This window comes from Streptomyces sp. NPDC047042 (genome assembly GCF_040644035.1).
Classification (GTDB): Bacteria; Actinomycetota; Actinomycetes; order Streptomycetales; family Streptomycetaceae; genus Streptomyces.
The window spans coordinates 42,174-56,236 of record NZ_JBEYVP010000013.1 but is presented as its reverse complement, the minus strand read 5'-3'; the positions used below and the strand labels follow the sequence as shown (position 1 = coordinate 56,236).

The following is a 14,063-nucleotide window of genomic DNA, read 5'->3' as shown; positions in this document are numbered from 1 at the left end:
GGTTGGCAAACATCGGGGCACGAAAGGGAACCGGAGGTCCCATTTCCCCTTCCGTTCCCCCTCCGCACAGGCAATCCTTCTGACACTACCCAGCTCCGACCAAGGAGGATCACACGCGCCGGGCACACCCCGAACCGGCACGTGAACCACGGTTCCAACTGGTTGCTCACTTGACTACCAGGCGTCACATCCGATTGGCTCCGCCCCAGCGAAAGTCGGACAGTAGGTGCACGTCGCCCGACGGTCGCGCAGTTTTCGGCGTACCCACACCCCTCACTCGTCCCCCTCCCTTCTCCTCCTCGGCCGCGCAGCGAGGTGCCGCACTCCCATGAACACACCCCCCGCCTCTTCCGGTTCCGCACGATCCGCCCGTGCCACGGCCGTTGCCGCCGGCGTGGCCGCCGTCTGCCTTCTCGCGGCCGGCTGTTCGGGCTCGGGCTCCGACGCAGCGGACTCCGGCAAGGGCTCCGCCGCTGTCGGCACCGCCCGGCTCAAGGTCGCCCTGATCACCCATGGGGCCAAGGGCGACGCCTTCTGGGAGCGCGTGCAGAAGGGCGCGCAGGCCGCCGCGGCCAAGGACAACGTCGAACTGACGTACGCGAGCGACCCCGATGCCGCCTCCCAGGCCGGCCTGGTGCGTGACGCGGTCAAGGACAAGGTCGACGGAATCGCCGTGACCCTCGCCAAGCCGGACGCGATGAAGAGCGCGGTCTCGCAGGCGACGAAGGCGGGGATACCCGTGGTCGGTCTCAACTCGGGCATCGACGCCTGGCGTTCCGCGGGCCTGCTGGAGTTCTTCGGCCAGGACGAGAGCACCGCCGGCCGGGCGCTCGGCGACAAGCTGGACGCGCTCAAGGTCAAGCACGCCCTCTGTGTCATCCACGAGCAGGGCAACGTCGCGCTGGAGGCGCGCTGCGCCGGGGTGAAGAAGACGTTCGCCGGCGAGACCGAGAACCTGTATGTGAACGGCACCGACCTGGACACCGTGACCGCGGTCGTCGCGGCCCGGCTGAGCCAGGACTCGAGCATCGACGAAGTCGTCACCCTGGGCGCGCAGTTCGCGCTCTCGGCGGTGAAGGCGGTGGACCAGTCGGGCAGCAAGGCGAAGATCGCCACCTTCGACCTCAACAACGACATCGTGGGCGCCATCAAGAACGGTGACGTGCAGTTCGCCGTCGACCAGCAGCCGTATCTCCAGGGCTATCTCGCCGTCGACTCGCTCTGGCTGTACAAGACCAACGGCAACTTCAGCGGCGGCGGAGCGGCCCCCGTACTCACCGGGCCCGCCTTCGTCACCAAGCAGAACATCGCCGACGTCGCCGCCTTCGCGGCCGCCGGCACCCGCTGAGCCCGTCAGGTCCGCCGCTTCCGACCCCGCCGGCCCCCTTCCGCAACCGTTCCGCATCCCCTTCCGCCCCGCCCCCGAATCCCCTTGCGCGGCAACCGTCGTACAACGGCTGCACCAAGCTTTGGGGGCTCACGGTGCGTACGTTCACTTGTACGGATAGCATCCTGCGGACCCTGACGTGTTCCGCCATCAGTTCCGCTTCCGCTGTCACCCACCATCCGCCACCTGCCATTTGTCACTCCCACCCACCGCTGATCGCCCTAGGACGACGATGCCTCCACGCAAAGGTGCCCGGCGCCGTCTCGGCTCCATACGACTCTCGCTGATCCTGCTCGCGCTGGTTCCCACCGTCACCCTCGCCGCGATGTGGGGTGTGACGACGATTCAGATGTTCTCGGAGGGCCTGCGGCTGCGGGACCAGACGGGGCTCAGCAGGGCGACCGGTGCCATGGGTACCGATGCCACGCTCGCGTTGCAGAGGGAACGCACCCTGTCGGCCGCGTGGCTGGCCTCACCCAGGGGCGACCGCTCCGCCCTGGACGCGCAGCGCAAGGAGACGGACGCGGCCGTCGCGAAACTGGTCGGCCAGACCAGGGCGATCCAGGAGGCCCCCGCCCGTATCGGGGAACGGATGTACTCGGTCATCGCGGCGACAGCCAGCCTGGAGTACTACCGGGGTCAGGTCGACCGGCTCACCGACATCTCCCCCCAGCAGGTGCTGGACCAGTACTCGTCGATCATCGGCAACCAGATCCACGCCTTCCAGGAGCTCTCCCAGGTCGACGACGGCGACCTCACCTCCCAGGCCGGCCCGCTCGTCTCGCTGGAGAACGCGGCCGAACTGGTCGCCCAGGAGGACTCGCAGCTCACCCTGGCCTGGCCCTCGGGACACTTCGACCAGCAGGAGTGGGAGACGTACGTCCGGCTGGTCAGCGCCCGGCGCTGGGTCGTCGAGGACCAGCTGATCCAGTCGTTGACCGGCACGGCGAAGACCCGCACCGAGGCGGTCCTGCAGGGAAGTGCCTGGAAGACCCTCACTTCCATCGAGGACCAGGTCCTCGCGTCGGGTACGCCCGGCGGCGGCGCCGACCGGAAGATCACCCTGCCCGACAGGCAGAAGCAGTGGAGCGCGGCGATGGACGAACTGAGCGTCCAGTACGGCTCCCTCATCCACGACGAGACCAGGGGGCTGCTCAACCGCAGCGCCGACGAAGCGCGGTCGCTCCTGATCAAGGCCGCCTCGCTGAGCGCCGGCGGATTCGCCGGGCTGCTGCTGTGCATCATCCTGTCCTGGCGCATCACCCGGTCCCTGTCCCGCCGGCTGCGCGGCCTGCGCATGGCCACCCTGAGCCTGGCCGAGGACCGGCTGCCGGACGTGGTGGCACGGCTCAACCGGGGCGAGAAGATCGACGTCGAGTCGGCCACCCCGCCGCTGGACTACGGCCACGACGAACTCGGCCAGGTGGCCCAGGCGTTCAACACCGCGCAGCGCACCGCCGTACACACCGCCGTCGAACTCGCCGACACCCGGCGGGGCTTCCAGAAGATCATCCTCGGCATCGCCCGGCAGAGCCAGAACCTGGTCAACCTCCAGCTCACCAAGCTGGACGCGCTGGAACGCGCCCACCAGGACCCGGAGATCCTCAAGGGGCTGTACGAACTCGACTCCACGGCCAGCCAGTTGCGCCGCTACGAGGAGAACCTCGTCATCATCAGCGGTGAACGGCCCGGCCGCAGCTGGACCGAGCCGGTCGCGCTCCTCGACATCCTGCGCAGCGCGGTCGGCGAGGTCGCCGAGTACCAGCGGGTCGACGTGCAGACCGAGGAGGACGTGTACCTCGCGCCGCCCGCGGTGGCCGACGTCATCCATCTGCTGGCCGAGCTGATCGACAACGCGACCGCCTACTCGCCCGCGCCCAGCCCGGTGGGCGTACGGACCGCGCTGGTCGCCAAGGGGCTGGCCATCGAGATCGAGGACCGCGGTCTCGGCATGTCCGAGGAGGACTACGCGTCCTTCAACGAAAACCTGTCCAAGGCCCCGCAGTTCGACGTGGTGGCGCTCGCCGACGACCTGCGCCTGGGCATGTTCGTGATCGCGCGCCTCGCCGTCCGGCACGGCATCCAGGTCACCCTGCGCTCCTCGCCGTACGGCGGTACGACGGCGATCGTACTGATCCCGCACGAGGTGGTCGTACGCGAACTCACCGCGCCCGACACCGACTCCACGGTCCCGGAGGAAACGTCCGCGCAGGAGGCGGGGACCGTCGCCGCGGAGGGCCCGACGCACGAGCGCACCCGGGAGACGCCGCCCACCGCGGCCCGGGTCCGGACCGCCGACGCCGCTGCCGCGCCCCGGCCGGCCGCCCTCGTCGGGGCGGGCCGGGGCGGTACGGAGGAGAAGGCCGAGCAGGGCGGCGACGCGCGCAAGGGCGGGCTCAGCCCGCTGCCCCGCCGTGTGCCGCAGACCAGTCTGGCCGCTGAACTGCTGGAGGAGGCCGGACCCGACGACACGTCCGACGACGCGCTCGACGAGTTCTCGGCGGAACGAGCGGCCTCCTCTCTCTCCGGGTTCCAGCGCGGAACCCTGCAGGCCCGTGACGACGACGCAGAAGAGCAGTACGACCATGGGGAGGACAACGCGCCCGAGGAACCCGACGCACCACTCCCCGCCGCTGGCACTCCGGTCACCTCGACTCCGCCCGCAGACCGCTGATGAAGGACAGAGAAATGACACGCCCCACCCCCGCCACGCACACCGAGCTCGACCAGTTGCTCACCGGACTCGTGGACCGGGTAGCCGAGGTCAACCACGCCGTAGTGCTTTCCGAGGACGGACTGGTCGTCAGCAGGTCCACGGCGTTCCTGCGCGACGACGCCGAGCGGCTCGCGGCGACCGCGTCCGGGCTGATGAGTCTCAGCAAGGGTGTCAGCATGGACTTCCGGGGCGGCCCGGTGCGCCAGGCGCTGATCGAGATGCGCAACGGCTACCTGATCCTCACGGCGGCCGGACCGGGCGCCCATCTGGCGGTCCTGACCAGCCAGGGCGCGGACGTCGGTGTGGTGGCGTACCAGATGAACATGCTGGTGAAGAAGATCGGTGAGCACCTCAGCGCGGCGCCGCGTGCCGGGGTCGCCGGCGCGGCCGGCGAGTGAAGTGAGCGGAAGCGACGCGGCCGGCCGTCTCGTACGGCCGTTCACGCTCACCGGCGGCCGGACCCGGCCCAGCCGCGCCGACTTCACACTGATCACCTCGGTGACGGCGGTGGACCCGCAGCCCGCCGGGGCCGCGCGCCCGCAGCCCGAGCACGCCCGGATCCTGCGGTTGTGCGCACGGCCCGTGGTGGTCGCGGAGCTCGCCGCGCATCTGGATCTCCCGGTCAGCGTGGTCGTCATCATGCTGTGCGACCTGCTGGAGGCCGGCCGGATCACCGCCCGGTCCCCGCGCCAGATCTCGCGCACCACGGACATGGACCTGCTCCAGAAAGTGAGGGACGGCCTTGGCCGGCTTTAGCCCGACCCTGAACGGGACCTCGGCGCCCGACACGGTCAAGATCCTCATCGCCGGCGGTTTCGGCGTGGGCAAGACGACGATGGTCGGCTCGGTCAGCGAGATCGTGCCCCTGCGCACCGAGGAACCGCTCACCGCGGCCGGCCTCGGCATCGACGACCTCGACGGCATCGAGGAGAAGAAGTCCACCACGGTGGCCCTCGACTTCGGCCGCATCACCCTCAGCCGGGAACTGATCCTGTACCTCTTCGGTACGCCCGGTCAGCAGCGGTTCTGGTTCATGTGGAACGACCTGGCGATCGGCGCGCTGGGGGCCGTGGTCCTCATCGACGTACGCCGGCCGGAGACGAGTTTCGCGGCGATCGACTTCTTCGAGCGGCGGAACATCCCGTTCGTCGTCGGGGTGAACGGCTTCCACGGGGAGCATCCGTACGAGCCGGAGGAGATCCGCGAGGCGCTGGCCCTGCCGCAGCACACGCCGGTCCTGCTGTGCGACGCGCGCAACCGGGAGTCGTGCCGGGACGTGCTGATAGCCCTCCTGGACCAGCTGATAGCGACGGCGGCTTCGGGCGGGGGGAGCGCGCACAGCGCCTGAGGTCACGCGGGTGCAAGGTTTCCGCAAGGCGGTGGCAAGCCTTCCGACCAGGCTCCGGGGCACCCCTCGTACCGAGCGTTCCTATTCGTCAGGAACACAACAACGGGGGTACCGATGGACGGTGCACGGCAATGGCTGACGCTGCCGGGCTGCAAGCGGGTCCTGGCCGTCGTACACACGCAGGTGTACGGGCAGCGGCTGCGCGACGCGTTGTCGCTGCTGGAGTCCGATCTGCGGATCCAGGTCGACTTCACGATCGCGCCGCACGCCTTCAACGCGGGTGCGGCCCGGTCCGTACCCGCGGAGCACGACAGTCTGCTGCCCTGGGAGGCCGCGCTCGACAACGACTTCGACCTGGTGCTGGCCGCCGGCTCGCAGGGGGTCGACCGGCTCCGCGGCCCGCTGCTGCGGTTGCCGCACGGCGCCGGGCACATGAAGCTCTCGCGGGCCGCCGACGACCGTGATCCGGGGGCGCCACGCACCGTCGGCGGGCTGGGCAGACGGTATCTCGTACGGGACGGGCGGGTGGTGCCGAAGGCGCTGGCGGTCGCCCACCGGGACGATCTGGCCACGCTTCGACGGGAGTGCCCGGAGGCGCTGCCCGTCACCGAGGTGGTCGGTGACGCCACGCGTGACCGGATCGCGGCGAGCATGCCGCTGCGCGCACGCTACCGGGCCGCGCTCGGGCTGCGCGGCGACCAGAAGCTGCTCGTCGTCTCCTCCACCTGGGGAACCGGGTCCTCCTTCAACCGGATGGACGCGCTGCTGCCCAGGCTCGTCGCGGAACTGCCGTCCGACGAGTACCGGGTGGCCGTGCTGGTGCATCCCAACGTCTGGTCGGGGCACGGCCCCTGGCAGGTGCGGTCCTGGCTGTCGGCGGCCCGACGGCCCGGGATCGTCGTGGTCCCGCCGGAGCTGGACTGGCGTGCACTGATCGTCGCGGCGGACTGGGTGATCGGCGACCACGGCTCCGTGACGCTCTACACCACCCTCACCCGGGCCCCCGTCATCCTGGCCCGCTTCCCGGAGGCGGACGTCGATCCAGCGTCCCCGGGAACCGAACTCGCCCGTGTGGCACCGGCGTTGTCACCCGCGCACGCCCTCCCCGAGCAGCTCGCCTACGCCCGTTCCGCCTATCCGGCAATGGCGTACGCCCGGATCGCACGGCGCATCTCCTCGGAGCCGGGGCGGTTCGGGCGCAACACCCGCAGGCTGATGTACCGCCTGCTGGGACTGGGCGAACCAGCCTTCGAACCCTCGCTGCCACCACTTCCGCTCCCCCGGCGACTGTGGGGCGGGCGCCGGGGCCGGCGGTCCGCGTGAGCGAACTCGTGGTCGTCTGCCTGGACAGCGCCGAGGAGAACTGGCGCGAGTGCGCCGACGTACTCTTCAGCACCCGCCCAAGACCCCCCGCAGAAGCATGGCTCCTGGCCGGACTGGTCCTGTGGCGCTACCCGGGCTGCCTACTGGTGCTGCTGCCCGGGGCGGGCGGGGACGTGATCCTCCGGATGCGGGCGGGGGTCATGGCGGGCATCGCGGCCGACCCGCCACCCGGCGGACGCGAACTCGGCTGAGCGGTCGGGAGGGGGGCGGGGCTACGCAGTTCCTCCGGTGCCCGGTCCGAGGAGGCCGGGGGCTACGCGCTTCTCCCCGCCCCGCGTCCCCTCCTCACCCACCCGAGGGAGCACTCACGCCGGACGCCCCATGCCTCACCGCACCCTCCGCAGCCGCTCCCCCACCCGCCGCACATCCGCCTCGCTGACCGGCTCGTAGCGGGTCAGTGACTGCTCGTACCAGTGTCTCGCCCGGTCGAGGTCGCCGCGGTCCTCGGCCGCTTCGCCCAGCATCTCCAGGACGCGCGCCTGCCAGTGGACCGAGCCCGTTGCCTCGAACTCGGTTATCGCCTGCCGGAGTTGGCGCTCGGCGAGGTCGTGCCGGGTGTCGTCGAGGCGGGCGTGGGCGCGGCCGAGGAACGCCAGGGCGCGGGCCGCGTCGTACGGGTCGTCCTCCGCGAGGAGTTCCGCGCGGGCGCGGGCGAGGTGGCCAAGTGCCTCGGCCGGCCGGTCGTCCGCGAGTGCCGTGTCGCCGAGGCACAGGCGGGTCACGGCGGCGCCGCGCCGGTAGCCGATCTGCTCCCGCAGGGCCAGGTCGCGGGTGAAGTACTCGCGGGCCAGGTCCAGTTGACCGGCCAGCCGATGGGTCTGGCCCAGTCCGTGCAGCGCCTGGGCCTCGTTGCGCCGGGCGGCCGTCAACTCCGTTGACCGGTCCGCCACTTGCGCTTCGAGCGCGGTCACGTCCTCGCGGGCCACGTCCAGCGCCTGACCGAACCAGGTCAGGGCCTCCTCGTAACGGCCCACGTTGCGCAGGCCGGCCCCGCCCGAGGTGAGCATGCGGCTGATCCCGGCGCGATCCTGGATGCGGCGGGCCGCGGCGAGGCCCATCTCGTGTGCCTCGATCCACAGGTCGTAGGGACGCAGGCGCAGGAACAACGGCCAGAGCGCGTCGGCGAGTTGCCAGGCGGTGGCGTCCCAGCCCCGCGCGACCGCCGTCCGCAGGACGGCCATCAGCCGGGCGCGTTCCGCGTCGAGCCAGCGCAGCGCGCCGGGGGCGTCGGTGAAGGGCGGTGCGGCGGTCTGCCCGGCGTAGTCCCGGCGCAGGGTGCGATGACTGGGGCTGAGGAGCGCCTCGGCGGCGGTCGCGGCGGCGAGATGGAAGTCGACGACGCGTCGTACGGCCCGGTCGGTGTCCTCGGTCGTCTCCTCGTCGGCGGCGCGTTCCCGCGCATGCGCGCGGATCAGGTCGTGGAAGCGGTAGCGGTCGAGGCCGGTGCGCGGGTCCGGGCCGAGGTCCTCGAGGAGGTGCACCTCGACCAGTTCGTCGAGCAGCCGGTCCACGGCATCCCCGTCGACATCGCACAGGGCGGCGGCCACCGCCGGAGTGAGCACGGGAACCGGGGCGAGGCTCAAGTACCGGTAAGAGCGGGCGAGTTGGGTTCCGAGGAGACGATACGACTCCTGCAGCGCGGCCCGCACCGCGGACTCTCCGCCCATGCGCAACGCCTCCAGCGGGCCCTCGCCCTCGTTGCCGCTCAGCGCCCGTGCCAGTACCTCCAGTGACTGCCGGGGCCGGGACGCGGCGCGCGCTCCGGCCACGCACACCGCCAGAGGCAGCCCCGCGCAGGCCTCGGCCATGACCAGTGCCGCTTCCGGTTCCCGCCGTACGCGGTCGGCGCCCACCCTGCGGCTGAGCAGTTCCATGGCGTCGCCGGTCGGCAGTACGTCCAGCGAGACGAAGGACGCGCCCTCCAGACCGAGGCCGGTCAGCCGGTTCCGGCTGGTCACGAGGGTGAAGGCGACCGTAGACCCGGGGAGCAGGGGGCGCACCTGGGCGGCGCTGAGCGCGTTGTCGAGCAGTAGGGCGATCCGCGCGTCGGCGGTGACCGACCGCCACAGCGCCGCCTGCTCGTTCAGCTCGGCAGGGACGCGTTCGTGGCCGAAGGAGCGCAGCAGTTCCGTGAGCAGTTCGCCGGGGCGTGCGGGGCCGTCGGCGGAGTGGCCGCGCAGGTCGGCGTACAACTGCCCGTCGGGGAAGGAGTCGGTGCGGCCCAGCAGCCAGTGGCGGGCCAGCGCGGTCTTGCCGATACCGGCGGGTCCGCTGACGACGGCGATGGTGGAGCCGCCGGGCGAGGATCCCACCAGCCGGTCGAGTGCGGCCTGTTCGGCCCGCCGGTTGACGAAGTGGCCCGGCAGGGGCGGCACTTGACGGGGTACGGCAGGCGCCCTGGCCGCCGTGGGATCGAGTACGGGGTGGATGTGGACGCCGCCGGTGATGTCGCGGGCCTGGACCACGGGCCCGACGACGCGGGCGGAGGTTCCGATGCTGTTGGCGACCTGCGGGCGGGCCGCGGTCCGGCCCGGGGAGTCTGCCGGCTGCTCTGCGGCCGGCGCCTCCTCGGCCGGCTCCTCCGCGGCCAGGACTTCGGCGTGCCAGCGCCGTAACTCCCCGGCGAACTCGGGCCTGTTCACCGCCTCCCCGGCCAGCAGTTCGGCGAGGGCCCATGTGCTGTCCGCCGCGTCGGCACCACCGCTCTGCTCGCTCCAGGCGGTCATGGACTCGGTGATCCGGGGTACGGGGACGGCACGCACGAGGTGGGCGAGCGCCTGCCGGGCCGGTGGCCGCCTGGCCGCCAGCGTGAGGGCGGTTCGTAATTCCTCGGCCGTCACATGCCGCATGAGCCGCTTCCCCCATGTCCCCCGATGCCAGACGTCTCAGGTCCTACCCGGCCGTCGACCACATCAGACCGATCGCGTTTCTGGCGAGTTCGCATTGGTCAGAATCGAGCCAATAAATATTTCAAGTAGTGACAATATTTGAACACTTATTGACCGCATGCGATTCTTGACGACGCCAGAGCGCAGCCGAACCGTCGGACGGGGGCACTGGTGGGCTTGGAAATTCGCTTACTGGGACCGGTCGAGCTGCGCGCGAACCAGTACGCCGATCCGCTCGGCTCAGCCAAGGAGCGGCTGCTCGTCGCGGCGCTGGCATTCGAAGCGGGACGCCCGGTTTCTCTCGACGCCCTGATCCACCGGCTGTGGGACGAGAACCCGCCCGCACAGCCCCGGGCAAGCCTGCACTCGTACGCCGCCCGGATCCGCCGCCGCCTACGGGCCCTGGACAGCGCGGCGCGGCTCGTCCAGCAGGCGCACACCTACTCGCTGAAGGTGCCCCCGGGCCAGGTGGACTACCACCGCTTCCAGCAGTTGACGGTCCAGGCACGCACCCTGAGCGACAGCGGCGACGACCGTCAGGCGCTGCGTCTGCTGCGGGACGCGGGCGCGCTCTGGCGGGGCGAGCCGCTCGCCGGGCTGCCCGGGCTGTGGGCCGAGCACCTCAGGGGCGTCCTCGGGCAACGGCACCTCTCCGCCCAGCTGTTCCGTGTCGACCTCGAACTGCGCGAGGGCCGCTACGCCGAACTGGTCCCCGACCTCACCGCCCTCCTGGAGGAGCATCCCACCGACGAACTGCTCGCCGGCCGGCTGATGACGGCCACCTACGGCAGCGGACGGCAGGCCGACGCGCTGCGCGTCTTCGAGGGTGTCCGACGGCGGCTGCGTGACGACCTCGGCGCGGACCCGGGCGCGGCTCTCTCCCGGCTGCACGGGCTCGTCCTCAACGGCGCGCCGGTGCACACCTTTCTGCCCCGGCCGGAGGCCGCGGTGACCGCCGGTGCGGCGGCGACAGCGCCCAGGGCGTTGCCCGGGCACGCCGAACTGGTCGGCAGGGAGGCGGAGTTGGCGGCGATCGTGCAGAGCGCCTCACCCCCGCGTACGGTTTCGGCCGGTTCGGCGGGATCAGTGGGACCGCCGGGTTCTGCCGTTCCGGCGGCCGGGCGCAATGTCATCGCCCTGCAGACCGTGTCCGGCATGGCCGGGGTCGGCAAGACTTTGATCGCTCTGCACGCGGCCAGACAGCTCGCACCGCTCTACCCGGACGGCGCCGTCCACCTCGATCTGCGCGCCCACGCGCCCGGCCAGGAGGCGCTCACCACCGAGGCCGCGCTCAGCTCCCTGATCCGGGCCTTCGGTGTCCCCGCGAAGGATCTCCCGCAGGACCCGCACGAGTTGGCGCACCTGTGGAACAGCCTGCTCGGCGACCGGCGCGCCATCGTGATCCTCGACGACGCGGCGGGCCCGGAACAACTGCGCCCCCTGCTGCCGGGCTCCTCCCCGTCCCTCGTCATCGTCACCAGCCGCCGCCGGCTCACCGGGCTGCCCGGCATCCGCGCCATCCAGCTCGACGTACTCCCGGCGAAGGACGCCGTCGCCCTGTTCCGTTCCGTGGCGGGCGAGGAGCGTACCCGGCAGACGAACGAGGTCGCGGACATCGTCCGGCTCACCGGCTATCTGCCGCTCGCGATCGAACTGGCCGCGGGCCGACTGGCCTCCCGCCCCTCCTGGACGACCGCCCATCTCCTGCGTCGGCTCACCCATGGACAAGGGCGCCTCAATGAAATCCGGGACGGCAGCAGGGGCGGGATAGCCACGGCGTTCGAAGTTTCGTACAGAACACTGACGAGCGAGGAACAAACAATTTTCCGATTTATCGGCCTTCGTTTCGGACCGGACATCGACGCATACACCCTCGCCGCGCTTACGGGTCTGCCCCATGACGCCACGGAAAATGTCCTGGAGGTGCTCCTCGACGCCCACTTGATACGTGAGCCCGCACCCGAGCGCTACACACTCCATGATTTGCTCGGCGAATACGCGCGCTCACTCGTCATGTCCGAGGAATCGGAGTCGGCGCGCGAGCGGGCCGCGTCCAGAACGATCAGTTTCTATGTGCAGGCATCCGACGCGGCCGACCGGATGATCCAACCGCGCGCCCTTCGCCCGCATCGCCCGCTCCCACCCCCGGAGTACCCCGTCCCACCCTGGGACGATCCGAAGTCGGCCCGCCGCTGGCTCCTCGCGGAACGCACGGCACTCCTCGCCGCCGAGCGTCACTGCCGGGCCACCGGACGGCTCCGGGAAGCGGCCCTCCTCGCCGGCGCGTTGGCCGGATTCCTCGACGAGGAGGGCTACTCCGCGGACGCCCGGCGCATGCACGCGTCGGCCGTAGAGCACTGGCATGCGGTCGGCGAACGGCGGTTCGAGGTCCACGCGTTGATCGACCTGGGCAACGCGCTCTCCCACTGCGGCAGGTACGACGAGGCACGCACCGCCCACCGGCGCGCACTGCGCGGCGCTGAGGAGACCGGCGACACCGAGGCCAGGGCCGAGGCCCTCCATCAACTCGGCGTTCTGCACTGGAATCTCGGCCGGCTGACAGAAGCACTCCGATTCCAGCTCGACACATTGCGCCTGCGTCTGGCTTCAGGAGATCACTGGCAGATCGCCCGGTCGAGGAACAATATCGGAATAACGCATCTCTATCTGGGGAACTTCGAGGAGTCCCGGAAGAACTTCCACGCGGCCCTCACCGACTTCCGAAGATCGGCGGACGGACGCGAATACGCACACGTTCTCAACAATCTCTCCGATCTCCATATGAAGATGGGCGAGCCCGACACCGCGCGGCGAATTCTCGAGGAAGCACTCGAATTACTCAGCGAGACCGGCAGCCCGGCGGAGAGTGCCATTATCCAGGTGAATCTCGCCAACACCATGAATTCCCCGGACGAACTGTCCGCAATGCTCGATCTATATCAGGACAGCCTCGCCACATTCCGCCGGCTCACCGACCGGCGCAATGCCTCCGACACCCTGCACGCCATGGGCCTCGCCCTGCACGCCGCAGGCAGGTACGAGGAGGCGGCGACCCGTCAACGGCACGCCCTGGACCTGGCACGGAGTGTCGGCGCCGCACATGAGCAGGCGCAGGCACTGCACGCGCTGGGCCGCGCCGAAAGCGAACTCGGCCTGGAAGGCCCGGCCGCCGCGCACATCGCGGAAGCCATCGAAATCGCGGACCGGACAGGCGCGGCCAGGGAAGCCTCACAGGCGCGGGCCAGCCTCGCCGGACTTCGCACGGAATCGGCGCTGCGACAAACTTCTACCAGACCGGGAACCCGTTGAATAGGGCTCCGCAGATACGGTTCTTCCAATTTGCGTTCGAAGGTCCAATGGGGCCAAGATCGGTACGGGACGCAGCCGCGCCCCGTACCAACAAGTTGTTGTAGGTGAAACAAACAGTTATGTACAGCACCAACAACGTGAAGCCCGGGAAACTCCGCCGGGTGCTGCCCCGAGTCCTGATGGTGGCGGCCTTCGCCCTCGGAATTGCGATCTGCATCCCCAGCGCTTGGGGTACGACTACCATCGTCTAATTCCGTCCGCGCGAGGGAGCACACCCATGGACCCCATCTCGGTGACATTGCTGGCGGCTCTGGCCGGCGGCCTCGGTGGAGAAGCCGGGCGACAGGCCTGGCAGGGGCTGACGGCGTTGGTCCGGCGCCCTTTCCAGCGGGGTGACACCGAGGGGGACCCTGGGGCGATCGTCCCGGCCGTGAGTTCGGGCGAACCCGAACTCACGGCACTCGCACAGGCACCGAACGACACGGCCCGGGCCCACGCGCTGAGTACGGCGCTGGCCGTCCGGGCCGTGCTGGACGCCGAGTTCGCGCGCCGCCTCGAGGAATGGTCGGTGCACGCGCGACAGGCCGGCGAACAGGACAGCGTGGTGCACAACGAGATCAGCGGCGGGACCTACCGCAACAGCCCGGTCATCCAGGGCCGCGACATCTCCGGGGTCACCTTCAACACCCCTCCGCAGCAGCCCTGATCACCGCTTCAACGCCGTGAGGCCGGGGCAGTGCCGCCCCGGCCTCACTTCACTTCGCACAACTTCACTGCAGGCGAATTCACTTACAGGCAGTACCGAACCGTCCACTCGTCCACGTTGTACGTGTCCTTCGCGGGATCCGGCAGCGAGGCCGGCTGCGCCGCCACCATGTCCTCCATCCGGATCCGGTCCGGCAGCTGCCCGAACCGTGCCTGGCGGACCGCCTCGGCGGTCTCGGAAGCCCCTGCCCCGACCCGCGCCTCGACACCCGCCTCGACCTTCACCGTGGCCTTCGCCGTGGTCCTCGCCCCGTACGTCATCCCAGT

11 protein-coding genes are annotated in these 14,063 nt (G+C 70.5%); 9 read left to right on the top strand and 2 right to left on the bottom strand.

Translation table 11 applies throughout. The features are described 5' to 3' along the window. Positions 1 to 328: 328 nt before the first annotated feature. The 7 genes from ABZ855_RS16935 (at position 329) to ABZ855_RS16905 (ending at position 7,025) form a co-directional block, all read left to right on the top strand. On the top strand, positions 329 to 1,348 hold the full coding sequence (locus ABZ855_RS16935) for a substrate-binding domain-containing protein (protein ID WP_360807431.1): 1,020 nt from the start codon (positions 329 to 331) through the stop codon (positions 1,346 to 1,348). A gap of 271 nt (positions 1,349 to 1,619) precedes the next feature. Beyond that, on the top strand, positions 1,620 to 4,061 hold the full coding sequence (locus tag ABZ855_RS16930) for a nitrate- and nitrite sensing domain-containing protein (protein WP_360807429.1): 2,442 nt from the start codon (positions 1,620 to 1,622) through the stop codon (positions 4,059 to 4,061). A 14-nt stretch (positions 4,062 to 4,075) separates the two neighbouring features. After that, positions 4,076 to 4,501 carry a roadblock/LC7 domain-containing protein gene (locus tag ABZ855_RS16925; RefSeq protein ID WP_053746758.1) on the top strand — a complete coding sequence of 142 codons (426 nt, stop codon included), beginning with the start codon at positions 4,076 to 4,078 and terminating at the stop codon, positions 4,499 to 4,501. Between the two features lies 1 nt (position 4,502). Further along, a complete protein-coding gene (locus ABZ855_RS16920; protein WP_360807426.1) occupies positions 4,503 to 4,859 on the top strand; it encodes a DUF742 domain-containing protein in 357 nt (118 codons plus the stop codon). Beyond that, positions 4,846 to 5,451, top strand: coding sequence for an ATP/GTP-binding protein (locus tag ABZ855_RS16915; protein ID WP_360807424.1), 606 nt, complete (start codon positions 4,846 to 4,848; stop codon positions 5,449 to 5,451). Before ABZ855_RS16920 ends, ABZ855_RS16915 begins: the two co-directional genes overlap by 14 nt. Before the next feature lie 114 nt (positions 5,452 to 5,565). Then, entirely contained in the window at positions 5,566 to 6,774 is a 1,209-nt protein-coding gene (locus ABZ855_RS16910) for a hypothetical protein (protein WP_360807422.1), read from the top strand. Then, a complete protein-coding gene (locus ABZ855_RS16905; RefSeq protein ID WP_360807420.1) occupies positions 6,771 to 7,025 on the top strand; it encodes a hypothetical protein in 255 nt (84 codons plus the stop codon). The genes ABZ855_RS16910 and ABZ855_RS16905 overlap by 4 nt, the downstream gene beginning before the upstream one ends. 135 nt (positions 7,026 to 7,160) lie before the next feature. Here ABZ855_RS16905 and ABZ855_RS16900 read toward each other — a convergent pair whose 3' ends face one another. After that, on the bottom strand, positions 7,161 to 9,683 hold the full coding sequence (locus tag ABZ855_RS16900; RefSeq protein ID WP_360807418.1) for a tetratricopeptide repeat protein: 2,523 nt from the start codon (positions 9,681 to 9,683) through the stop codon (positions 7,161 to 7,163). Positions 9,684 to 9,893: 210 nt separating this feature from the next. Between ABZ855_RS16900 and ABZ855_RS16895 the strand changes: the two genes are divergently transcribed. Both ABZ855_RS16895 and ABZ855_RS16890 read left to right on the top strand, forming a co-directional pair. After that, positions 9,894 to 13,031, top strand: coding sequence for a BTAD domain-containing putative transcriptional regulator (locus ABZ855_RS16895; RefSeq protein WP_360807416.1), 3,138 nt, complete (start codon positions 9,894 to 9,896; stop codon positions 13,029 to 13,031). A 277-nt stretch (positions 13,032 to 13,308) separates the two neighbouring features. Then, a complete protein-coding gene (locus ABZ855_RS16890) occupies positions 13,309 to 13,737 on the top strand; it encodes a hypothetical protein (RefSeq protein ID WP_360807414.1) in 429 nt (142 codons plus the stop codon). Between the two features lie 83 nt (positions 13,738 to 13,820). On the opposite strand, the gene ABZ855_RS16885 is transcribed toward ABZ855_RS16890, so the two are convergent. Next, positions 13,821 to 14,057: a hypothetical protein gene (locus tag ABZ855_RS16885; protein WP_360807412.1), complete on the bottom strand. Its 237-nt coding sequence runs from the start codon at positions 14,055 to 14,057 to the stop codon at positions 13,821 to 13,823. Positions 14,058 to 14,063: the final 6 nt, after the last annotated feature.

Coding starts and splice junctions, on each gene's coding strand:
- ABZ855_RS16935 (WP_360807431.1), top strand. CDS start 329: ATGAACACACCCCCCGCCTCTTCCGGTTCCGCACGATCCGCCCGTGCC.
- ABZ855_RS16930 (WP_360807429.1), top strand. CDS start 1,620: ATGCCTCCACGCAAAGGTGCCCGGCGCCGTCTCGGCTCCATACGACTC.
- ABZ855_RS16925 (WP_053746758.1), top strand. CDS start 4,076: ATGACACGCCCCACCCCCGCCACGCACACCGAGCTCGACCAGTTGCTC.
- ABZ855_RS16910 (WP_360807422.1), top strand. CDS start 5,566: ATGGACGGTGCACGGCAATGGCTGACGCTGCCGGGCTGCAAGCGGGTC.
- ABZ855_RS16900 (WP_360807418.1), bottom strand. CDS start 9,683: ATGCGGCATGTGACGGCCGAGGAATTACGAACCGCCCTCACGCTGGCG.
- ABZ855_RS16890 (WP_360807414.1), top strand. CDS start 13,309: ATGGACCCCATCTCGGTGACATTGCTGGCGGCTCTGGCCGGCGGCCTC.
- ABZ855_RS16885 (WP_360807412.1), bottom strand. CDS start 14,057: ATGACGTACGGGGCGAGGACCACGGCGAAGGCCACGGTGAAGGTCGAG.